The following is a 23,080-nucleotide window of genomic DNA, read 5'->3' on the forward strand; positions in this document are numbered from 1 at the left end:
TATATCTGGGTGGGTGATACAAACGGCGTACAAATCCAAATTTTTGCCACTTGGATTTTTTATGCTGTTCTCAATCAATTATGCATCGATATAGCGTTCGCGAAGCGTGTGCGAAGCACTCTCGCTCTTCAGCAGCCTTTAGACCGAATTTCTACAGAGATGTTTTTCCGCAGTTTATACCATTTCTCCCAAGCTGTTCTCCGTGGTGATGCATCTGAGGCTGTTCCCTATCTTGTCGAACGTCAAAAGCTGTTTGGATTGGTCAAAACAAGGCGTAAGCGCCATCGAGAGATTGACGCTTACACTCAACAAATTTGGGCTTTATCTTCTTAAGTTGACACCAATGGGCAGTGCCATGCCCCTACCATCTGTCGCATTCTTTTCTCAAATTGGTATAAGATTGTCATTTTAAAATTTTATCTTTTCAAATTTAAAATTTAATCTAGCAGCCAATAGCTGAAAAACAAAATCCACCTACCCTGAAGTAATGTCAAGGACAGGTGGAATTTATCTGTGTAGATGTACCCTCAAGCTTGTTGGCGATAAAACTAGGATGCTTCCGTCGCCCAATACTTTAGAGTTATTTAAGTAGAAATGTAAATAGATGGGCAATGACTAATGACAGCCTTTGCGATATTTAATTGCACTGACCTATCGGTGAAAAATTAAAATCTCCAAACTATATAATGAAAATGTTTGGAGAAGTTGTGGTGTTCCAAAGGAGTTATTCCTAGTGGAAGTTTAACAATTAGTTGTGGAGGTTACGGGTAAATATCGGGTAGAAATCGGGTATTTTTCTACAGCTGCTTGAGGCGGTAGCCTAATCCATGAACTGTTTCAATCAAATCATCAGGAGCGCCTGCTTCTCGGAGCTTATTTCTTAAGCTCTTAATGTGAGATTTCACAGTTTCTTCGCTGGGCGGATCGTTGAGTGACCAAATCCGCTCAATAATTCCAGTTCGACTAAGTACCCGCCGACCGCTAGAAATCATCAGTTCTAGAAGGGCAAATTCTTTTGGTGTCAGGTGTAAGGGCTGTTCTGCATAGGTGACTTCATAAGTGCTGGAATTTAAATACAGCTCGCCCCAACTCATGTCTGGAAAAGAGGCGGCGCTTTGATTGCGGCGCAATAATGCACGAATGCGAGCCATTAACTCTGGCATTTCAAAAGGTTTCACCATATAGTCATCGGCCCCTGCATCTAGCCCGGTAACTTTGTCAGCCAAGGTATCGCGTGCTGTTAACATAAGGACGGGCAGGCTATGATTACGCGATCGCAAGCGTTGACAAAAACTGACACCATCTAACTTGGGTAAGGTAATATCTAGCACTACTAGATCGTATTCCAAACTCTTGATAAAATCCCATGCTTCTTCTCCATCTTGGGCAATATCCACTACATATTGACGGTCTGTGAGGGCTTCCATTAGCATCTCTGCAAGTTGCACATCATCTTCGACTACCAAAATTCGCATTTCTCAAATATTTTTCAATAAACAAACTAGGATCGTTCGCGATACCTCACATCACGTTAATATTATCTGCGATTGGCTTGAGGACGAGGAAACTTAGAAGTTGCTTGAAATCTTTCTACTGGTACGCCCACAAGTGCCTTCTGCATAAAGTCACGCCAGATAGGAGCCACCGTACCGCCACCGGTAGCACTGCGAGCTAGTTGTCGGTTATCGTCTCTTCCTACCCAGATAGCCGTTGTTAACTGCGGTACAGTGCCAATAAACCAAATATCCTTCTCTGAGGAGGTTGTACCGGTTTTTCCTGCCGCTGGACGGCCGATAGCTGCGTTTTTACCAGTTCCTTGATTAATTACTGTCTGCATCACATCTAAAGTGGCTGCTGATGCCCAAGGGTCAAGTACTAGTTGCGGTTTCGGAGTATTATCTAGCAACACATTGCCACTACTATCGGTCACACGGGCAATAATTGTGGCTGGTGATTGCCAACCATAATTAGCAAACGTGGCATAAGCACTAGCCATTTCTAGGGGTGTCACGCCAATTGCACCTAGTGGTAAAGAACTCACAGGTATCATCGGACTCATTATTCCCAAAGTCCGGCAAGTTTCAATAACTTTATTCATACCGACAGCTTTACCTAACTTAATTGCCGGGATATTCCGGGATAGAGACATTGCTGTCCGAATCGATATTGCTCCCATAAAGCTATTATCATAGTTGCGTGGATAATACCAACCACTACCATCTCGATAACTAACTGGGTTATCTAACACCGTTGAATTGGGTGTAAATCTACCGCTAGCAAAAGCAGCATAGTAGACAAAAGGCTTAAAAGAAGAGCCTGGCTGACGTTGTGCTTGAGTGGCGCGGTTAAATTCGCTAGTTTTTGGATTTACGCCACCAACTAGGGCTTTGATAAAGTGGGTGCGCGGATCGATTGCTACTAAAGCTATTTGATTTTTGTATACTCCTCGATTTGTCAGGGTGCGATGCCACTTTTGAACGGTTTTTTCTGCCATTTTTTGGAAGTTGGTGTCTACGGTAGTTTGTATCCGCATTCCTCCTTTTAGCAGTGCTTCTCGGCCAAATTTTTTAATTATTTCCTGAGAAACTGTATTGGTAACGTATGGCAAAGCGCTACCTTGAAAAGACCTAATCTTGCCAAATTTAAGTTCTTGTTTTATGGCATTATTATACTCTTGCTGGCTAATCCAATTTAGGTGCAACATCCGCCCCAAAACTTCTTTTTGTTGTTGTTTGGCTAGTTTCATGTTGACAAACGGGCTAAATTCTTCTGGGGCTTGAATTAAACCTGCCATCATCGCTGCTTCGCCTAAGGTTAAATAGGCTGCTGATTTATTAAAGTAAGTACGTGCTGCTGTTTGCACGCCATAGTTATTGTGACCCCAGTAAACTTGATTGAGGTACATTTCTAAGATGTCATCTTTGCTGAGAACTTGCTCTAAGCGAATTGCTAAGACTGCTTCCGCAATTTTTCGCGTAAATGCACGCTGCGGCGATAGAAAGAGATTTTTCACCAACTGCATGGTGATTGTGGAACCACCCTCTCGTACACCCCCAGCCGCCCAATTGACTAATGCAGCACGTCCGATACCAGCAGGATAAATACCATGATGTTCGTAGAAGTGACTGTCTTCACTAGCTAATACTGCTCTTTTTAAATGGGGAGAAATGTTATTTAAAGTTACAACTTCTCGATTAGCTTCCCCATGTATATGTGCTAAAAGCTTACCTTTAATATCATAGATATAAGTTGTTTCTGACGGAAAGAAGTTGCGCAGTTGTCTTACATCTGGTAAATTCTGGAAACTAAAGGCTAAACCCACTAATCCTCCAGATATCACAGAAGTTGATAACATAATAATTGATAGGAGCGTACCCCCAGTTATTTGACCAACTCCTTTCCAGAACTCTAACTTAGGTAAAGTCTGAATTTGCGATCGCTTTTTGTCAATAGTTTTCAAAGAAGACACGGTAATTCCACTTCCTCATTTGTAAATTTAAATATTGCTCGCTAGTTTTTTACCAAACTATGCTCTTATTTTTCGGCAATTACAATAATTTTGCAAATGTCAAAGTGGATAAATTACTATGATAACTATATATAAAACAGATGAGATCGCTGATAATGCTGATAATTAAAATTCTCCAAACTGATTATTTTTAATAGCTTGGAGAAGATATAGTGTTATAGAGGTTAATTCAATTATTAGCTTAACAAGCAGTTGTGGAGATAACGGGTAAAAATTGGGTAGAAATCGGGTAGTTTACTTAAGTAGTTAGGTGCAGGCGATCGCTTGTTACTAGTTCGGCACAATTAAAATAATTGGCAATAGTAGCAAGTCTATTTACTTTTTGTAACATAGTTGGACTTATTTACACCGCCTTAGTTCAGTTAAGGTCATCAGATTTGACCGCGGAAATTACTAGGGTATACAATTCAGAGAGAATAAAACTATACCTAAATTTGCCAAAAATAAATATGAATTCCATAGGGTATTCCAACCAGTAAAATTGTTTGCAGAGTATTGCGTGCTGTGACCATGAAAAAATTGAGCATGATGAAATGGTCACCAGAAGGTAAATGGATTGCTTCTGGTTTTGGTTTATCCATACTATTAATGGGTATTGTCAGCTTCATTTCTTATCAAAATGCTACTCAGTTAATTGAAAGTAGCGCTCAAGTGAAGCACACACATGAGGTAATGAAAAACCTGATTGATATTTTCGCTACTCTGACTGATGCTGAAGCCGGACGTAGAGGATATATTCTATTTGGAGAGCGAGCAGAACTAGAACGTTACGATCGAGCAATGCAAAGCTTAGATGCTAAAGTCAAAGAGTTGCAACAACAACTGGCTGAAGATCCTGCTCAACAGCAGCAACTCATGAAGCTAAAAGTCTTAATTGCGCAAAGAATTGAACTATCTAAACAGTCGCTTAATCTTCAGCAATTAGGCGACTCAACATTTTCGCTGCAAGCTACGAAAATTAACCAAACTCGTGGTGAAATTCGTCAAACTCTGGCTCAGTTGCAAGCGAGAGAAGAACAGTTACTAGAAATTTCGGTCAAACATTCCCAGCAAAATATTCACAATCGAATGTTGATTGAATTCCTGGGTACAGTACTGAGTTTTGCTATTTTGTTAGCTGTTTATACCTTGCTCTATCAACAATTGGTTAAGCGCCAGCAAGCTGAAGCTTTGCAACGAACATTAGCTCAAGAAAAAGAACTTAGCGAATTAAAATTGCGCTTTTTTTCGATGGTGTCTCATGAATTTCGCACACCTTTGAGTATTATTTTAGGCTCGGCTCAATTATTAGCTCAGAGCAATCAGCAATGGACAGAAGAAAAAAAGCTGAAAAATTTGCATCGGATTCAATCTTCAGCCAGGTCAATGAACCAATTACTGACAGATATTTTGACTCTGACTAGGGCAGAAGCTGGTAAATTAGAATTTCATCCCGAACTTATAGATTTGGAAGCATTTTGTCTTAACTTAATTGAAGACATTCAGTTTTGCAATCAACCACAACATCCAATTAAATTTGTCACCCAAAGTAACTGTACCCATGCCCAATTAGATGAGAATTTGTTGTATTCAATTCTCAGTAATTTACTTTCTAATGCCATAAAATACTCGTCGCCAGAGACAGATATATTATTAATCCTTAGTTGTGAAACAGATGCAATAATTTTTCAAGTTAAAGATTCTGGCATAGGTATACCATCAGAATTTCAGCAGCATTTATTTGAGCCTTTTCATCGTGCAGAGAATGTAGGTAAAATTGTTGGTACTGGACTAGGTTTAGCTGTAGTGAAAAAGTGTGTTGAACTACATCAGGGACGAATTTATGTAGAAAGTGAGGTAGGTATTGGTACTACTTTTAAGGTCAAAATGCCTCAAAATATCACAGCAACAGCAAATCATACATGAAAAACTCCATCCCCTTGTGGGTGGAGTTTGTGGGCATAGGTAATGGAGCATGGGAAAAACCACTAATGCCCTATACCCGCTAAATCCCACTTCTTTTTAGGGGTGGGATGAGCTTAAGTAGTGATTAGCGATTGGCTAAATATTGATACATCAACCAACGCGCATCTACTTCCGCTTGCGCTTGTTCTAGGAGTTGTTTGGCGACTTCTGGCTTACTCTTGGTGAGCATTTTGAAGCGATTTTCTTGATACATTGATTGCTCTACCGATTGCTTAGGCGATCGCATATCCAATTGCAGTGGATTCTTACCATCTTTTTGCAACTCAGGATTATACCGATACAGCAACCACCTTCCTGATTCTATCAAAGATTTTTGATGATTCATGCCTGTGGTCATGTTAATGCCGTGGGCGATGCAATGGCTGTAAGCAATAATCAATGATGGGCCGTTGAAGGCTTCGGCTTCTAAAAATGCTCTCAGGGTATGTTCGTCTCTTGCGCCTAAGGCTACACTGGCTACGTAGACATTACCGTAGGTCATGGCGATTAAACCGAGGTCTTTTTTCGGCGCAGGCTTACCACTGGCGGCAAATTTGGCTACGGCTGCTTTGGGGGTGGCTTTTGATGATTGTCCGCCTGTGTTGGAATATACTTCTGTATCCATGACTAAGATATTCACATTGCGACCACTGGCTAAAACATGATCGATACCGCCAAAGTCAATATCATACGCCCAGCCGTCACCGCCGACAATCCAAACGCTTTTTCTGACTAGGTAATCTGCAATCGATTTTAGATTTTGGATTTTGGATTTTAGATTGAGGTCTGATGCGGAATTGATGATTTCATCTAGTCGTTTTTTCAACAACTCTACTCGTTCCCGTTGTTCCCAAATATCAGCTTCGGTGTTTTGCGTAGCGTTGAGGATGGGGTGAATGAGGTTATCGTCAATTTCACCGCTGAATTTTTGCAGCAGTTCGGCTGCAAATTCGGCTTGTTTATCTAAGGAAAGGCGGAAACCAAAACCAAATTCGGCGTTATCTTCAAATAAACTATTAGACCATGCTGGGCCTCTTCCTTGGGCGTTGGTTGTCCAAGGAGTTGTGGGTAAATTTCCGCCGTAGATGGAAGAACAACCGGTAGCATTGGCAATGACTGAGCGATCGCCAAACAATTGTGTCAATAATTTTAAATAGGGTGTCTCTCCACAACCAGCACAAGCACCGGAAAATTCAAATAATGGTTCTTGCAGTTGTTGTTGGCGAATTTGGTTGAGTTTTAGCTGTCTGCGGTCGGGATTGGGTAAATTTAAGAAGAAATCCCAGTTTTTGCGCTCTTGTTCCCTTAATGGTAGTTGCTGTGCCATGTTAATGGCTTTTTTCAACGGCTCAGTTTTATTTTTGGCTGGGCAGACATTTACACAAATAGCGCAGCCTGTACAATCTTCTGGGGCTACCTGGATGGTAAATTTCTGGTTGGCGAAGTCTCTATCTTTGGCGTCAACTGACTTAAAGCTTGTTGGTGCATTCACTAACTCACTCGGCTGATACGCCTTAGCGCGGATGGCGCTGTGGGGACATACCATCACACATTTACTACATTGAACGCAGACATCTTCATCCCATACAGGAATTTCTTCGGCGACGTTGCGCTTTTCCCATTTGGTTGTACCTGTGGGGAATGTACCGTCAGCTGGTAGTGAACTGACAGGTAAATCATCACCTTCCCAAATCATGATTTTACCCAGAACTTCGCGGATAAATTCTGGGGCGCTGTCGAGTAATTGTGTATTTTCGCTGGGGGATTGGGGCTGGTAAATTGTTTGGGGTATGTCTACCTTATGTAGGTTAGCGAGGGTATTATCTACGGCTTGCAAATTCATGCGCACAACTTCTGCGCCTTTTTTACCGTAGGTTTTTTCAATGGCTTGCTTAATTTTGGCGATCGCTTCTGCTTGTGGTAAAACATTAGCTAAGGCAAAGAAGCATACCTGCATAATGGTATTAATTCTACCGCCCATGCCGCTACTGCGGGCGACTTGGTTAGCATTAATTACATATAATTTCAGGTGCTTGTCGATAATTTGCTGCTGTACCTTCACAGGTAGCTGTTTCCACACCGTATCCGCATCGTAGGGACTATTAACTAAAATCGTCGCCCCCGGAATCGCCGCTTTGAGAATGTCAATATTTTCTAAAAATCCCCAGTGGTGACAACCAATAAAGTTAGCTTTATCGATGAGGTAGGTTGAGCGAATTGGCTGGAGTCCGAAGCGCAGGTGAGAAACTGTCATCGAACCTGATTTTTTGGAGTCGTAGACAAAGTAGCCTTGGGCGTAGTTGTCTGTTTCCTCACCTATAATTTTAATGGAGTTTTTGTTAGCGCCGACTGTTCCATCAGAACCTAAGCCGTAAAACATCGCCCGGACAACACTATCAGGTTCTGTGGAGAAGTTGGGGTCAAAGTTTAGGGATGTATGGCTAACATCGTCATTAATACCGATAGTAAAGTGATTTTTTGGTGTAGGTAAGGCGAGATTGTCAAAAATTCCCTTCACCATTGCGGGGGTGAATTCTTTGGATGATAAACCGTAGCGCCCACCAATAATAGATTTTAGATTTTGGATTTTGGATTTTGGATTGGCTTCATGAATGGCGGTGACTACATCTAAATATAAGGGTTCGCCGGCGCTACCTGGTTCTTTGGTGCGGTCGAGGACAGCGATCGCTTTTACACTATTAGGTAAGACTGCGATAAATCTTTCGACATCAAAGGGGCGATATAGTCTGACTTTGACAACACCGACTTTTTCCCCTTGGTTGTTGAGGTAATCTACGGTTTCATGGACTGTTTCACAACCGGAACCCATGATGACAACGACGCGCTCGGCATCCGGTGCGCCATGATATTCATATATTTGATAATACCTGCCAGTGCGATCGCCAAATTTATCCATTAAGCGTTGGACAATTTCGGGGGTAGCGCTGTAATAAGGGTTAGCGCCTTCACGAGATTGGAAGTAAATATCGGGGTTTTGGGCTGTACCTCGCAGTACTGGGCGGTCTGGGGTAAGGGCGCGGCTGCGGTGAGCTAAAATGAGATCGTCGTTGATGAGCGATCGCAAATCATCATCGGAGAGTAATTTTACCTTCTGCACTTCATGGGAGGTACGAAACCCATCAAAAAAATGCATAAACGGAACTCGCGCTTCTAATGTCGCAGCATAGGAAATCAGCGCAAAATCGAGATTTTCCTGCACCGAAGCCGAACACAGCATTGCATAACCTGTTGCCCTAGCTGCCATCACATCGCTATGATCGCCGAAGATAGATAAAGCATGGGTAGCTAAAGAACGTGCAGCAACGTGAATTGTCGTACTTGTTAATTCCCCAGCGATTTTGTAGAGATTGGGAATCATTAACAATAACCCTTGAGAAGCTGTGAAAGTAGTACTCAGGGAACCCGTTTGTAACGCCCCATGTACAGCACCAGCAGCGCCACCTTCACTTTGCATTTGTACCACACTGGGAACCGTACCCCAAAGGTTAGGACGATTTTCCGCCGCCCAAGCATCAGCCCATTCACCCATTGTTGAGGAGGGGGTGATAGGATAAATGGCGATTACTTCATTTAATTTATAAGCAATCCGGGAAACAGCCTCATTCCCGTCAATAGTCGCAAAGGTTTTGTTCATTATTGACTCCTGCTTTATTAGCCAGATGCGAAGATATTCTCATTGCTCTGTAGAAGGGCATAAACACACTTTAAGAGTCCATAATTTGGACTCTTTATTTCTAGCCATTTAAATCAGGTTTTATTTATAACTGCCTATTACTCAAAATTCAGGAAATTCATGATTAGAAGAATTAGAGTTAGGTAATACCAGGCAATACAATTTTTAAATATTCACTTTTAAATAACTTTTTTTGCCTATATTCCAACAGAATCTATCGACTTAATAAGTCTGAAATATAACCAATCAAGGATAAAAAGTCAGTGCGCCAACAGATTTTTTCAAAATTCATACCCTATCTCGTTATAGATAGATAATTTCATACTTCATACTTCATACTTCATCTCGCATAATTTATCTCTCATTCTTGTATTATTATTCCACAAGTTATTTTATCTAAATTTATATATATTAATCTTGTACTCAAGAGGCTGAAAAACCTTGGGCTATATATTTCAGACAAATGATTGATAATTTTGGGGTCGAGGTTCGAGAATTAAATAACTTTCTTGGTGGGCGGCTAGTACTCTGTCAAGATAAAAATGATGGACTTGTAGTGCGGGACGGAAAGCCCGCGTGAGTGAGACGTTTGTCCTTCGCTGCGCCAACGGACACGCTATCAAAAATCCCTCAAAACAAAATTGACAGGCCATTAGGGTTCATGAGATAGCAATACCCACAAGCTAATAACCTTTTACGAACTTAAGTAAATATACTATAGTTGTCATGTATTAAAACAAGGCATACTGCGATAAATGTCTCAAAGATGTGCGTGGTTGAGAAAAACCGCTCCAATGATAAAACCTCAGTAACAGAGAATATTCCGGATAATTCATGAAAAAAATTACTTCGTTTCTTGCCGTTATACTTAGCTTTGTTGTGTATCTAAGTGGTGCTAGCCCTGCTTTAGCTCAACAATCGCCTCCGCCTCCGCCTCCATCTCGTGGGATAGTCACTTTTTACATCACTCCAGAACAACAGGCAGAAGGAGTAAAGATATATGGTGATATTTTGAAATATGACTTAGCTCTTCCTCATCCCGATCTAAGTGCTATTCTTCCTGAAAATGTCAGCGATTTTCCAGCTGCTTATAAACAAGTACTCGCACAAAATAAGCAGAAAAACGGAATTAATGGCTCATTAACTGAAGGTTGGTTTGATTTCCAAGCAGCAATGGCTATGAGTCCTAGAACTAACACATTGTTCACTGTTAATGCTCCTATTAACGGCAGAATATACAGTGTAGTAGCTGGATTACCTGTAGCAAATCAATGCCCTCAGAAAATTCAACAAACTGAAATTGCTTTCTTTGATAATGTAAGAGATGCGGAAAGCAAAGCTGATGAATTAGATACAAAAGGATACTTGGTCTATGTTTCCCCTAAAGATGATTTGACAGTCAAGGCATTTTCACAAATTTTCTATGACCAAACTACTGGAAAGAAACAAGCTAATTCATCTTGTTTGCTAGTTTCAAGTTTTACTGAAAAAGTTAGAACCGATTTCAGACAAATATTCACTTTACTACCTCCTGCTTTACAGCAGGAAGCACGGCAACAACCATTTGAATTTTTTCCCAGAGTAGGAACTTACATCTATGTTGCCAATGCAGTAAAGAATATCTCTCAGCCTAATAGGATTAGTATGAAATAATCCCTGATTGCTGTAAATTTGTAGGACAAGCTAATCAAAAAAATAGTGCCTCATTGCGAGATAGAAATTAAATAATGCTATTTAGTATTTATAGCAACCGCGCACTAAAACAAATCAGCAAAACACCCAACACTTAATTTTTATTGTTGGGTGTTTTAGTTTTTAGGGGTAAATGGCAATCCTATAGAAAGTAACAAAATCCCCTAAAAATCATGCTAGGTGAGCATTCTATCCATCAATGTTTTTTGCAATTCTCAAAATACCAGTTAACCTATAAATTTTTTATTACTAAGAAAAAAAAGTGAATTGAGATTTAGCTGATCTAAGTGGGAAATCTAATTGTAGGGTGTAAGGTGCGGACATTCAAATTAAATTAGCACACTAAATATTCACGCTAAAAATGAGGTAACTGTGTTTAGAGTTGTTGTAGGTCATAGTAACGATCCTGATTCTCAAAACGCGATCGCTGAAGTTATTCAACAATGTAGTTCTTCCTTTGGCGGTTTAATTCCTCAAGCTGGAATTTTATTCACTGCTATTGACTTTGATCATGTGTTAATTTTACAACGTATCCAAGACGCTTTTCCGGGAATTGAGTTAATCGGTGGTACGACAAATGGAGAAATATCCTCAACTCTGGAGTTTCAACAAGATTCTCTAACTTTAATGCTGTTTGCTACAGACGAAGTGGAAATTCGCGCAGGTATTGGAAGGGGAGCATCGAAAAATCCGGCGCTTGCAGCCCAAATTGCGATCGCTCAAGCAATGGCAAAGAGTACATCTACACCACAATTATGCTTGACTTTTCCCGATAGTTTAACGAGCAATGGCGTATTGATTTTAGACGGTTTAAAACAAAGCCTGGGAGGGCATATTCCCATCATTGGAGGAATGGCTGCCGATGATTATACCTTTGATAAGACCTACCAATTTTTTCAGGGTGAAGTGTTAAGTGATTCAGTACCAGTGTTGCTGTTCTTTGGCAAACTCTTATTTTCCCACGGAGTAGCTAGTGGCTGGACTCCTATTAGCCAACGTAGCCGTGTCACGAAAGTGGATGGTAATGTAGTCTATGAAATCGATGGACAACGCGCCTTAGATTTTTATCAGCACTATCTGGGAAAAGAACGATTTGCTGCCAACTATGCAATTCATGCCCTAGCAGTTTTTCAAGATCAAGACCATTTTTATATGCGTGCGCCCAATGGATACGATCAACAAACTGGTAGTGTTACTTTCTTTTCAGATATTCCTGAACAGGCAGTTGTCCAAATTACTGATGCAACTCGTGATGATATTCTGTCAGCTTCTGAGACATCTTTAAAGAATGCTCTCACCCATTATCCTGGTTTAGAGCCAACCGCAGCGTTACTGATTTCCTGTGCTGCTAGGCGGCGAATTTTGGGAACTCTTGCAACACAAGAGTATCAGCTTGTCAAAACTCATTTACCAGAGGCATTAGTTTGTTGTGGTTTCTATGCTTACGGTGAAATTGCTCCTTTGGTTGGCAAAGGTCAAACACAATTTCATAATAAAACTTTTGTCACACTGTTAATAGGAACAAAATGAGTGGTGCATGGATAACCAGGACAATTCCATACAATTCCAAGAATTGGAAAAGGCAAACCGCATCTTGCGAAAAAAGCTGGAACGCTGCGAAAATGAACGCCGCCAGTTAGAATCTGACATTTCCACCAAGGAGTTTTTACTGAAGAAAGTTATTAGTGAGTTAGAAGACTCACAAACTAAATTACAGCAAAGAAGCCAAGAGTTAGAAGATACGTTAGATAGTTTGCATAAAATGCAAACTCAGATGATTCAAAACGAAAAAATGTCTGCTCTAGGTCAAATGGTAGCAGGCATTGCTCATGAAATTAACAATCCTGTAAGCTTTATTTACGGCAACATCAGCCATATCAAGCAATATACCCATGACTTACTGCGACTGGTTGAGCTTTATCACAGTTACTTCCCCAATCCACCAGCCGAAATTCAAAACGAACGTCAAGCCATTGATTTAGAGTTTCTCGAAAAAGATGCAACTAAAATATTGCATTCAATCAATATCGGCACAGAACGCATCCGAGAAATTGTGCTGTCACTCCGTAATTTCTCTCGTTTGGATGAAAGTGAGTTCAAGGCGGTAGATATTCATGAAGGAATTGATAATACGTTGTTAATTTTGCAGCACCGCCTGAAAGCTAATGACAAAAGCCCAGAAATTTTAGTCACTAAAGACTATGGCAACTTACCCAATGTAGAATGTTATGCCGGACAGATCAATCAGGTATTTATGAATATCCTGGCAAATGCTCTTGATGCGATCGCACAATTCAATGCTAAACGAACTTATCGCCAAATCCAAGATCATCCCAGTCGCATCACCATTCATACTTCTGTCGTTGATTCACATTGGGTAAAAATTGCGATCGCTGATAATGGGATTGGAATTCCCGAAGCGATTCAAAAAAATATTTTCAATCCGTTCTTTACCACAAAACCTATCGGGAAGGGAACGGGAATGGGAATGGCTATTAGTTATCAAATTATTACCGAAAAACATGGCGGCAAGTTAGAATTTTTTTCGACACCTGAACAAGGAACAGAGTTTGTGATTCAAATTCCTCTCCAGCAGCTAATTAGACCCCGTGATGTACTAGGGGAGGAGGAGAATAACAAATGACCATTGACTATTTATAAAACCATCAAATAAGTATCTTTTCCTTCAACTGGCAAAATTCGCAATTTCTGATTTTGTAAATCTGGTTCTAATCCTAAATCTTCTAAAGGTATTAATCCTAATAATGCATCAGAACCTTCTGGTAATTCAATACAATTAAATGTCCCTTCTCGTCCCTCAACTGAAAGATTAACATTTTAAAAATCCGCGCTTTCTGTAATCCTGTTGCTATTTTTATATCTACTTCCCCTTGAAGAGGTAATCCCAAATCAAGAATAATATTTTTAGGTAAGCACAGTCTGGTTGCACCTGTGTCAACTAAAACATCATGTAAAGTAATTGAGCGTATTTGTTCTGTGGGAATAAATCCTCGTTCTGCAAGAGTCTGGTCAATTTGGTTAGTAATAGTGATTGTGGTAGTTACTTTGCCCATTTTTTCACTTTTGCTCAGTGTCATATAATTTTCCTATTTCTTGCGCCTACTGGTTGAAATACATCTTTTTTATCTTTCATACTTAAGATAGTTGCGCTGAATTTGGCAACAGGGAAAATAAATTTTTTCCTAGTCTCAGCCTTTTACCTTTCTTAAGTTAATTGTCATTGGTAGGGCTTTCAGGTATATTTACGTTTCGTAACATAGCTGTGTTTACAGGAGTTGCTATGACTAATTTTTTATTCGTATCTGATTTAGATCATACCTTTGTAGATCATGATGCAGGCAATGATGATGCTCGTGGAGAGTTAAGCGATCGCCTACAGCAACATCGTGAATTACATGGTACAAAAATTGTCTATGCTACCGGGCGATCGCCTCAACTTTACCGGGAGTTACAAAGCGAAAAAAATCTTATCCAACCAGATGCACTGATATCATCTGTAGGTACGGAAATTTACTTTGATAATAGCGATATCCCAGATCCAGACTGGTCAGAAATTCTTTCTCCCGGCTGGAATCGCGAATTGATACTATCAATAACTGCAAAATACCCTGAGTTAAAATTGCAACCAGAGTCAGAACAGCGCCCCTTTAAAGTTAGCTTTTTCTTAGAACAATCTGAAGCATCTGGAGTTTTATCGCAACTTGAGTTAGAGTTACAAAAACATAAATTAAAGAAAAAGTTAATCTATAGTAGCGGAATTGATCTTGACATTGTTCCCCTTTCCAGCGATAAAGGTCAGGCAATGCAATTTTTACGCCAAAAGTGGAAATTTGCAGCCGAACAAACTGTTGTCTGTGGCGATTCGGGTAATGATATTGCTTTATTTGCTGTAGGCAACGAAAGGGGAATCATTGTTGGTAATGCTCGTCCTGAGTTACTTCAGTGGCATAATGAGCATCCAGCTGACTACCGTTACCTAGCCCAAAATTTTTGTGCAGGTGGCATTCTTGAAGGACTGAAATATTTTGGATTTTTACAATGATTAGTTATCTCAAAGGTATCGTTGCTGGTGTTCAAACAATAAGTAGTAATCGCGTGATATTGACTCTTGAGGTCAATAACATCGGGTATGATTTGCAAATTCCCCAACGGCTAACAAAGTCTTTACCAGAGTCGGGGGGATTGGTGCAAATCTTTACCCACTACCAAGTCCGGGAAGAAGTGCCCTTATTGTATGGCTTTTCTTCCCCAGCAGAAAGAGACTTATTTCGTCATCTGCTGAGTGTTAGCGGTATTGGTGCGGCTTTAGCGATTACCCTGTTAGACACCTTAGAACTTCCAGATTTAGTCCAAGCAATTATCGCTGCGAACATTCAAATTCTCATTCAAGCGCCAGGTGTGGGTAAGAAAACCGCCGAACGTATTTGTTTAGAACTCAAAAGCAAATTAATCGAGTGGCGCAAATCAGCAGGCTTCTTCGTCGCCACAGGCGGGCCAGCACCAGGTATTCTCGAAGAAGTGCAAATGACATTGTTTGCTTTAGGCTATACCGCCCACGAAGTCAGCCACGCCTTACATGTAGTCAGCGAAGACATTGGACTCCCCAAAGATGCTTATGTAGAAGATTGGATTAAACAAGCGATCGCTCATCTTAGCAGCAGCGAACAAATTAGTTAATAGTCAACACTTCGACTTCGCTCAGTGACCACAGTCAACCGTCAACCGTCAACCGTCAACCGTCAACAATAAATGCCCATAGATCCTTATGCTTGGCTAGAGCAGTCTTTGGAAACTATTCATCGGGCGGATTGGTATCGCTCAGTCCAAACGATTGATGGGCGATGTGGTGCTACTGTGTTTTTAGAAGGGCGGGAAGTAATAAATTTTGCCAGCAATGACTACTTAGGATTAGCGGGGGATCAGCGTTTAATTACAGCCGGGGTTGCAGCTACTCAAGAATTTGGCACAGGAAGCACAGGTTCTCGATTACTCAGTGGACATCGGGAATTACACCAACAATTAGAAAGAGCGATCGCATCTTTGAAACAAACCGAAGATGCATTAGTATTTAGTTCAGGGTATTTAGCAAATTTAGGTGCGATCGCAGCATTGGTAGGTAAGCGCGATTTAATCCTCTCTGACCAATATAATCATTCCAGCCTGAAAAATGGTGCAATTCTCAGTGGTGGAGCAGTTATCGAATATCCCCACTGTGATGTTACAGCTTTAAAAAATCAGTTAATTAAGCAAAGACAAAATTACCGCCGCTGTTTAATCCTCACCGATAGCGTCTTCAGCATGGACGGCGATTTATGTCCCTTACCCACATTAATAGATATAGCAGCAGAATTTAGCTGTATGCTCCTAGTAGATGAAGCTCATGCAACTGGTGTCATGGGTAAAACTGGCGCAGGTTGTGTGGAACACTTTAACTGTACAGGAAAGCAACTTATTCAAATCGGCACATTGAGTAAAGCCCTAGGTAGTTTAGGCGGATATGTCGCCGGAAGCGCCACCTTAATTGATTTCTTACGCAATCGCGCCCCCACTTGGATTTATACTACAGGACTTTCCCCCGCAGACACAGCCGCAGCCTTAGCCGCCATTGAAATAGTACAGCAGGAACCCCAACGCCGCACTCAACTGTGGGAGAATGTCGCTTACTTAAAAAAATTAATGCAACAACAGGTATCGGAATTAAAATTACTACCTTCCGAATCACCTATATTATGTTTTCAATTACCAACCGCCGCAGATGCGTTAACAGCAGGTAAATATTTAAAAGATGCAGGAATTTTCGCCCCAGCCATACGCCCGCCAACCGTACCCACAAGCCGCATTCGCATATCTGCAATGGCGACGCATCAAGCAACGCATATTGAGAAATTAGTAGCAGCATTGCGAGAATTCGTAACGGTTAAAGGTTAAAGGTTTTTCTTTCCCCTTTCCCCTTTTTTCCCTTAACCTCAACTCCTTGATCACAAATGCGATCGCCTTCTCTATGGATGAGTACTCATTGATAGACAACCCGATCTAGTTGGTCACAAATGCGATCGCCTTCTCTATGGATGAGTACTCGTTGATAGACAACCCGATCTAGTTGGTCACAAATGCGATCGCCTTCTCTATGGATGAGTACTCATTGATAGACAACCCGATCTGGTTGGTCACAAATGCGATCGCCTTCTCTATGGATGAGGTCTCGTTGATAGACAACCTCATCTGGTTGGTTATGAAGGAGTTGAGGTTCTCTATGGATGAGGTAATTTTGGGAAAGAAGGCTGATTTGGCTTAGATACTGCATCGCCTGGTGGTAGACATCGCATTTTGTCGAGAAGCGATCGCACTCAATACTTTTGAGACTGGAAAGGCGATTGCACTTACAGCAATTTTCAGGTAAATAAACCACACTGTAGGGGCACGGCATCCACAATCTTCTTGTATATACAATAATCTTACTGGTGCCGTGCCCCTACTACGATTGTGGTTCTTCATCCCTTGTTTCTCAGAGAATAGATAGAAAAATACCTGCCAGTAACATGACGACAATTACTGTCAAACCTGGTTAGCGATCGCAATTATCTCACATTAGCATCAATGCAGATATATCCCTGTTAACGCGATCGCACTTTTTCTTCATTCCCCTACAAGCTGACTGCGATCGAATAACCACTCATCCCCTACTATCTCCTCTAAGCGTTGATTAAGTCGAGTCAGGAAATATCCTGGACTACCCAATTGTTGTTGTTCAAACCAAGCATTATAATCTTGTTGGTTTTCTATGCCTTGAAATACTGCTGCTGCTTGCATCATTGTCAAACATATTTCCTCCAACTCTTCTAGCTGAGGATGTCCTTCATCGCGTTCTAAAAAACACATATAAGAACCTGTTGTGCCTAATAAAGCTTGTAATTCATAATCTTGAGGCACTGCTACATACAAGGAATGAATTAGCCGAATTTTCTCTACCAAAGACGATTTTATCCGTAAAGAAAGCCATATTGCTTGAGCCAGCAGAACTAGATTCTCAGTTTCATCTGGTTGGGTTTGAGGAGCGTTGACTGGCTGTTGAATATCTTTTATACGTAGCCACAATGCGATCGCTTTCACAATCTCGCCTTGCTTAATTCTATACCAAGCCATGTGTGCAAGAATTGTTGTTTGACTGTCAACATCACCCATCTGTTCAAATATATCTAACAATTTCTCATATACAGAGAGCGCTTGGTCTAATTTTTCTTGCTGGGTGAGCACATGAGCCATGAAGGTAAGTGCAGCTATTTTACCGGGAATGTCATTAATCGGCTCACAGATTTCCGCAGATTTCTGCAATAAAGCAAGTGCTTTATCTAATTCTCCTTGTTTGTAGATAAACTCTGCCATGCTATGCAAAGAAGCTGATTGTCCTTGCAGATCGTTAACTTGCTCGTATAATTCTAAGGCCTGTTCCCACGAAGCGATCGCTCTAGTGCTATCTCCTTGTTTTGCAAAACACCGCGCCATATGGGCTAGAGAAACAGCTTGTGCTGGAACAAAATTGATGCTTCGAGATAATTCCAAAGCTTCCTCACATAAGGAAATTCCTTTAACAAAGTCTCCTTGTTCCGCTACCCACCATGCCATTTCGGCTAACGTTGTGGCTTTGACTTCGATACTATTAATATTGGTAGATATTGTCAATGACTCTTCCCATAAAGGGATGGCGCTAGGAATATCACCATTTTGAGCAGTATAAAAAGCTATTTTGCCTAAAGTGTAGGCTTTACCTGCTAAATTGTGAGTATTTTCTTGAACTTTTAGCAATTGCTGCCATAAAGAGATTGCTTGTTCTAAATCTCCTTGTAAAGCAATCATCGGTGCTAAAGAGGTGAGGGTTCTTGATTTAATTGTTAATTTAAATTCAACATCATCAACAATTTCATGCAATAGTAATAATTCTTGCCATAAAGGAAATGCTTTTTTAAAATCCCTTTGTTTTGTTAAATATTCTGCCATAAAATACAAGGTTACAATTTTACCTTGCACATCATTATTCTTTTTTTGGATGGGTAATAATTCTAAACACAAAGAAAATCCTTGGTCATAATCTCCTTTTTGTAAAAAATAATTTAACATTGCAAAAAGAGTTTTACCTTGACCTTGAGTATCTTTTATATACTCTTGAATTGGTAATACCTTTTTCCACAATAAAATTGCTTGTTCAATATTTCCTTGCTCGAAAGTTAGGTTTGCCATTTTAGACAACGTTCTGGCTTTACCTGGTACGTCACTTATTTTCTCTTGTATTTCTAAAGATTCTTCTAATAAAGATAGGGAGCTTTCTATATCACCCTGTTCGGCTACTAATTCTGCTATCTCAGCAAGAGCCACAGCATGATTATGTAAATCTCCGTTTGCTTCAGATATTTCTTTTGATTTATAGTACAGTTCAATAGCCGCTTTGATATCTTTTTGTGCTCTAGCAACATACCCCCTGTACATTAATATTTGTGCTTCTAGGCGAGAGGTAGAAATGCTTAATTTTTTAGATATTTCTAAACATTCTTTCCATAAAGACATAGCATCTTCAATATTTCCTTGTCTTGCTATAAGGCTTGCCAAATCAGCCATAGCACGAGCTTTACTATATAAAATTTCATCATCAAAATCGTTTATATTATCATAGATATCCAGCGATTGTTTATATAATTCAATCGCTTTTTCTGTTGATCCTTGAGAATAGGTAAACTTTGCCAAATTCGCCATGAAAGCTGCTTTTCTTTTTAAATCGCTTTCTGGGCAAAGGTCTATCGCTTGCTGATAATGAAGCTTTGCTTGCTCGAATAAACCAAGGATACGTTCCGTTTTGGCAATTGTACCTAAAATGCGGTAATCTGGAAATACTGCAAGAATTTGCTGGCATAATTCATATGCTTCTAAAAACCGAGAAAAATCAAATCTTACTTTAGCAATTAAATATGCAACATTAACCGTTATTTCCTCTGCTTGTGCCAACAATCCTAAACGCACAATTTCTAGAGATTGGTCTTCGCTAAAAGTTAATGAATCAATTGTAATATCAGATTCTTGCCACCAGGCTTGATAAATACTTTTCACTCCTTCTTGACGGGCTGTATGCCACTCTTGTGCACTTAAAACTGGTCTTAATAACGGTTCTAAAATAGTAGTTACTCGATAGGTAATTATTTGAGTAGAATAATTAATCGCAAATTCTACTAGGCTGAGACTCACAAGTTTAGAGAGTGGAGCAGTAGTTGAAGGAATAGCATGAATAATTTCTTCTGTCACGGGTAGATGAAACACGCTCAACCTAGCCAGAAACTTTTTTTCATCCACCTCCAAAGTATCCAGCAAAGTTTGTGCCAAAATATTCTCGCGGAATTTCTGCTCAGTCGCTTCCAAACGATTAAGCAATTCATCGGTTGCTATTCCTGGTTGCTGAATTACTTCTAACAGCCACTTCAACAACCGGGGATTACCATCAGCAATTTTGAGAATCCGTTGAGTTTTTAACTGTTGCTTCACTTCCTGATCTAAAGCAAAGCAAATTTTCTCAATATCGCTACTACTCATTCCTGTCAAAGATTCCAAGTGTAGGCGATGGGGTGGTAAAGTATCTGACTTTAAATAGCGAGACGTAACAATCAACCGACTTTCTCCCCCATTCTCTGCCAATGCCGCACAAATCGCTGCTAAAATCTTGTAAGCTTCTGCCGTCATCCGCAATGAGCCATCCTCAATATTCGCCTCGGGGATATTTTGCTCAAAGTCATCCAGCACCAACAGCAAAGGTTGGTTGTGTTCTTGTTCAATTACCTCAAAAAAGTTTTGCAACCGCCCTTCAAGAGTTACATTTGGTTCATTTAACAATGCAGGGACATCAGCAAATCGCTGAAACTTATTAGAAAGCTTATTCAGCAAACCCTTTTCATCCAAAGGGCCAATCAACACCACCCGCGCAAAATTAGGACGTTGCGCCTCAACCCGCGTACATAACCGCGCCGCCAGACTACTTTTTCCCAATCCTCCCATCCCCGCAATCAACACGCCGATTTGCTCGCTGGTTTCCTGTAACGCCCTCAAACATCGTTGCAAAGGCCTTCTGCGACCGACAAATTCCAACCGACTGGCTACTTTAACTTGATTATGCTCATCGAGAAATTCTTGCTCTGGGACTGTAAACTTCAGCTTTTCGCGGTTTCTGGTTCTCAGTGGTGTTACCAACTCTGCAATACTGCGAGTATCCCTATACACCCGCAATAAATGCCAATCGGTACATTGTTTATCAAGCATCTCCTGCTGCGCCGCTTTTACAGATGCTTCCAAAGTTTCCCCCGTCGCCAAAGCTTGGTAAAGTGCCTGTGCCGCTATAATACCCGTGTTCTCTATCACCGGACGCGCCCAGCCTAAAACTATACCCGCACCCGCCTTTACCAATGCTTGCGCCATTGAGGGTACTGTCCCTTGGTTGGGAACCTGTCCCGTATGACAGCCAGACAGAAATATGACACGAGGCCAGCGTCCGCGAAAGGCTTTAGCTAAATCATTCACGGTGGTAAGTTTTAAATTCCCCACTTCATCCTCAGTGATAAAGCAGGGTGTATTATCTGGTAGAGTTTCCCCTTTTGGCAGCAACAAGCCGTAATCTTTTTTGGTATAAATTATGCCGTGTCCGGTGAGGTGAAAGACATCAAAGTAATCTTCTGGATATGATTTCACCAAATTGGCTAACTCTGCAACGGAACCGCTTTCTTCAACAATTAACGCCAAAGGCTGATTCTTGGTTGCTTGTAAAATATTCGCTTCTTCTCGCTCAAATCCCAGTGCAGTAATTCTAGGATCTTCCGGCGCAGTCGCCATAAACAGCAACCGCAACGGGCGATTTTGCACGGCGATCGCTTGAGTTTGACGCTGCTGTACAGAACGCACAGGTAATATGCGTAAAAACCCCCGACCATCATGTAGCAATTCCCAAGGTAAATGTGCTAGTCCTAAGGCTACCCGTTGACTATCTGCGTTTAACCCCTGGGTTTCACTGGTTTGAATTAAATCTAAATAAATTGTCTGCTCATCTGCTTCATCTAGCGCCCTTCTCAGCCAGCCTTCCTTACCGTCCAACCATTGATAAAGTCGTCGTCCCAACTGAGTGAGATAAGGTAAGCGATCGATTTTGCGATTGTAGTAATATTGCTCGGAGGAATCAATCAGTGTTGTTAACTCCGATGAATCCAAGGAACGGGAACCATAATTGCAGCGCAATTCAAAGGTTTGCTGTTGACTCAGAGCGAAGGTAAATGTCAGGGACATGGCTACGAGCAGTAGATTCTACAATAACCTTCACCGTATTATCACTCAAATCCTGATGATTCTGTTTTAATAAAATGCAACAAAAAAATCGCGATAATTAAATTGGTAAGGGAACTCCACAACATTCTAATTATTGATAATTGCGCTCAAAAAGTTAATCACAGGGGAAATGGGTGCTGGGGGAATATAGTTTGAATATGATATGAAGCGATCGCAATCACCGTAAATATTTTTGCACCTGTGGGCGGCTCACAGTGGGAAAATCTTCTCAAAAATCATTGAGGCGATCGCATTTTTCTTATCTTCATAGCCTTCCCTATCTAGGTAACCAAACAAAAATCATCCTGTGCAACAATAGCTGTAACTTTGTACAACTTATAATTATGGACTGGCAACAGTACATTCATTCAGGCACAAAAATTTTGCTGGGTAAGCCGACTGTCAAAGGAACTCGTTTATCTGTAGAGTTCTTGTTGGGTTTGTTTGCGGCGGGATGGACAGAACAACAAGTGCTAGAAAACTATCCCACTTTGACAAAAGAAGCATTAAGGGCGGTGTTCGCTTTTACAGCAGAGTGATTTAAAAAAAAGTTGTTGCCTGTACGCGGCTCACAGTGGGAAAATCTTCTAAAAATTCATCAAGGCGTTCGCGAAGCGTGTGCGAAGCACTCTCGCCTGCTTCAAGATAATCAATTAATGTTTGTATCGGTACACGAGTTCCATAAAATACGGGTATACCTGAAAGAATTTCCGGAGAAGTCTGTATTAGTTGAGATTCCATATCACACCTAGCTGTTTGATATTCAAGGACTGCATTATCAGCCATTAATTTAAGATTAACGCGATCGCACCGCCTCCTCGCCCTTGTCTACCTTGTCCCCCTTCCCTTGTCCC

Annotated in this window: 14 protein-coding genes and 2 pseudogenes; 9 read left to right on the forward strand and 7 right to left on the reverse strand. The window is 40.9% G+C overall.

What is annotated here, in order from left to right; translation table 11 throughout:
- A pseudogene (locus tag H6G41_RS21690) lies at positions 1–333 on the forward strand (IS4 family transposase); the annotation flags it as partial.
- A gap of 464 nt (positions 334–797) precedes the next feature.
- Here H6G41_RS21690 and H6G41_RS21695 read toward each other — a convergent pair.
- Together H6G41_RS21695 and H6G41_RS21700 are read right to left on the reverse strand one after the other, a co-directional pair.
- Positions 798–1,475: a response regulator transcription factor gene (locus H6G41_RS21695; protein WP_190748508.1), complete on the reverse strand. Its 678-nt coding sequence runs from the start codon at positions 1,473–1,475 to the stop codon at positions 798–800.
- 62 nt (positions 1,476–1,537) lie between these two features.
- Positions 1,538–3,460 carry a transglycosylase domain-containing protein gene (locus H6G41_RS21700; protein ID WP_242038006.1) on the reverse strand — a complete coding sequence of 641 codons (1,923 nt, stop codon included), beginning with the start codon at positions 3,458–3,460 and terminating at the stop codon, positions 1,538–1,540.
- Positions 3,461–4,057: 597 nt separating this feature from the next.
- Between H6G41_RS21700 and H6G41_RS21705 the strand changes: the two genes are divergently transcribed.
- Positions 4,058–5,434, forward strand: a complete 1,377-nt coding sequence (locus H6G41_RS21705) for an ATP-binding protein (RefSeq protein WP_190748639.1) — start codon at positions 4,058–4,060, stop codon at positions 5,432–5,434.
- 124 nt (positions 5,435–5,558) lie between these two features.
- Here H6G41_RS21705 and nifJ read toward each other — a convergent pair whose 3' ends face one another.
- Positions 5,559–9,128 carry a pyruvate:ferredoxin (flavodoxin) oxidoreductase gene (gene nifJ / locus H6G41_RS21710; protein WP_190748509.1) on the reverse strand — a complete coding sequence of 1,190 codons (3,570 nt, stop codon included), beginning with the start codon at positions 9,126–9,128 and terminating at the stop codon, positions 5,559–5,561.
- An 873-nt stretch (positions 9,129–10,001) separates the two neighbouring features.
- Between nifJ and H6G41_RS21715 the strand changes: the two genes are divergently transcribed.
- From H6G41_RS21715 to H6G41_RS21725, 3 genes are all read left to right on the forward strand, one after another.
- Positions 10,002–10,820 (forward strand): hypothetical protein, encoded by an 819-nt coding sequence (locus H6G41_RS21715; RefSeq protein WP_190748511.1) that lies wholly within the window; start codon positions 10,002–10,004, stop codon positions 10,818–10,820.
- A gap of 411 nt (positions 10,821–11,231) precedes the next feature.
- Positions 11,232–12,389 carry an FIST N-terminal domain-containing protein gene (locus H6G41_RS21720; protein WP_190748513.1) on the forward strand — a complete coding sequence of 386 codons (1,158 nt, stop codon included), beginning with the start codon at positions 11,232–11,234 and terminating at the stop codon, positions 12,387–12,389.
- Between the two features lie 7 nt (positions 12,390–12,396).
- Entirely contained in the window at positions 12,397–13,503 is a 1,107-nt protein-coding gene (locus tag H6G41_RS21725; protein ID WP_190748515.1) for a sensor histidine kinase, read from the forward strand.
- A gap of 11 nt (positions 13,504–13,514) precedes the next feature.
- Here H6G41_RS21725 and H6G41_RS21730 read toward each other — a convergent pair.
- Positions 13,515–13,957 (reverse strand): annotated as a pseudogene (locus H6G41_RS21730) (retroviral-like aspartic protease family protein).
- Positions 13,958–14,160: 203 nt separating this feature from the next.
- On the opposite strand from H6G41_RS21730, the gene H6G41_RS21735 reads away from it, so the two are divergent.
- From H6G41_RS21735 to bioF, 3 genes are all read left to right on the forward strand, one after another.
- On the forward strand, positions 14,161–14,922 hold the full coding sequence (locus H6G41_RS21735; protein ID WP_190748517.1) for a sucrose-phosphate phosphatase: 762 nt from the start codon (positions 14,161–14,163) through the stop codon (positions 14,920–14,922).
- Positions 14,919–15,557 carry a Holliday junction branch migration protein RuvA gene (gene ruvA / locus H6G41_RS21740; protein WP_190748519.1) on the forward strand — a complete coding sequence of 213 codons (639 nt, stop codon included), beginning with the start codon at positions 14,919–14,921 and terminating at the stop codon, positions 15,555–15,557. Before H6G41_RS21735 ends, ruvA begins: the two co-directional genes overlap by 4 nt.
- Positions 15,558–15,629: 72 nt before the next feature.
- Positions 15,630–16,808, forward strand: a complete 1,179-nt coding sequence (bioF, locus tag H6G41_RS21745; RefSeq protein ID WP_190748521.1) for an 8-amino-7-oxononanoate synthase — start codon at positions 15,630–15,632, stop codon at positions 16,806–16,808.
- Between the two features lie 211 nt (positions 16,809–17,019).
- On the opposite strand, the gene H6G41_RS21750 is transcribed toward bioF, so the two are convergent.
- Together H6G41_RS21750 and H6G41_RS21755 are read right to left on the reverse strand one after the other, a co-directional pair.
- A complete protein-coding gene (locus H6G41_RS21750) occupies positions 17,020–17,307 on the reverse strand; it encodes a hypothetical protein (protein WP_190748523.1) in 288 nt (95 codons plus the stop codon).
- A 209-nt stretch (positions 17,308–17,516) separates the two neighbouring features.
- Positions 17,517–22,187, reverse strand: a complete 4,671-nt coding sequence (locus tag H6G41_RS21755; RefSeq protein WP_190748526.1) for a tetratricopeptide repeat protein — start codon at positions 22,185–22,187, stop codon at positions 17,517–17,519.
- A 383-nt stretch (positions 22,188–22,570) separates the two neighbouring features.
- On the opposite strand from H6G41_RS21755, the gene H6G41_RS21760 reads away from it, so the two are divergent.
- On the forward strand, positions 22,571–22,765 hold the full coding sequence (locus H6G41_RS21760; RefSeq protein ID WP_190748529.1) for a DUF433 domain-containing protein: 195 nt from the start codon (positions 22,571–22,573) through the stop codon (positions 22,763–22,765).
- Between the two features lies 1 nt (position 22,766).
- Here the strand turns inward: H6G41_RS21760 and H6G41_RS21765 are convergent, their stop codons facing one another.
- The gene (locus H6G41_RS21765) at positions 22,767–23,012 is read right to left on the reverse strand and encodes a DUF433 domain-containing protein (RefSeq protein WP_306790443.1); all 246 of its coding nucleotides are present in this window, start codon (positions 23,010–23,012) and stop codon (positions 22,767–22,769) included.
- Between the last annotated feature and the right edge of the window lie 68 nt (positions 23,013–23,080).

Origin of the sequence: Tolypothrix sp. FACHB-123, assembly GCF_014697075.1 — a bacterium.
Classification (GTDB): Bacteria; Cyanobacteriota; Cyanobacteriia; order Cyanobacteriales; family Nostocaceae; genus Aulosira.

Coding starts and splice junctions, on each gene's coding strand:
- ruvA (WP_190748519.1), top strand. CDS start 14,919: ATGATTAGTTATCTCAAAGGTATCGTTGCTGGTGTTCAAACAATAAGT.
- nifJ (WP_190748509.1), bottom strand. CDS start 9,128: ATGAACAAAACCTTTGCGACTATTGACGGGAATGAGGCTGTTTCCCGG.
- H6G41_RS21755 (WP_190748526.1), bottom strand. CDS start 22,187: ATGTCCCTGACATTTACCTTCGCTCTGAGTCAACAGCAAACCTTTGAA.
- H6G41_RS21765 (WP_306790443.1), bottom strand. CDS start 23,012: ATGGCTGATAATGCAGTCCTTGAATATCAAACAGCTAGGTGTGATATG.
- H6G41_RS21750 (WP_190748523.1), bottom strand. CDS start 17,307: ATGCCGTGCCCCTACAGTGTGGTTTATTTACCTGAAAATTGCTGTAAG.
- H6G41_RS21715 (WP_190748511.1), top strand. CDS start 10,002: ATGAAAAAAATTACTTCGTTTCTTGCCGTTATACTTAGCTTTGTTGTG.
- H6G41_RS21725 (WP_190748515.1), top strand. CDS start 12,397: ATGGATAACCAGGACAATTCCATACAATTCCAAGAATTGGAAAAGGCA.
- H6G41_RS21735 (WP_190748517.1), top strand. CDS start 14,161: ATGACTAATTTTTTATTCGTATCTGATTTAGATCATACCTTTGTAGAT.
- H6G41_RS21695 (WP_190748508.1), bottom strand. CDS start 1,475: ATGCGAATTTTGGTAGTCGAAGATGATGTGCAACTTGCAGAGATGCTA.
- H6G41_RS21760 (WP_190748529.1), top strand. CDS start 22,571: ATGGACTGGCAACAGTACATTCATTCAGGCACAAAAATTTTGCTGGGT.
- bioF (WP_190748521.1), top strand. CDS start 15,630: ATGCCCATAGATCCTTATGCTTGGCTAGAGCAGTCTTTGGAAACTATT.
- H6G41_RS21705 (WP_190748639.1), top strand. CDS start 4,058: ATGAAATGGTCACCAGAAGGTAAATGGATTGCTTCTGGTTTTGGTTTA.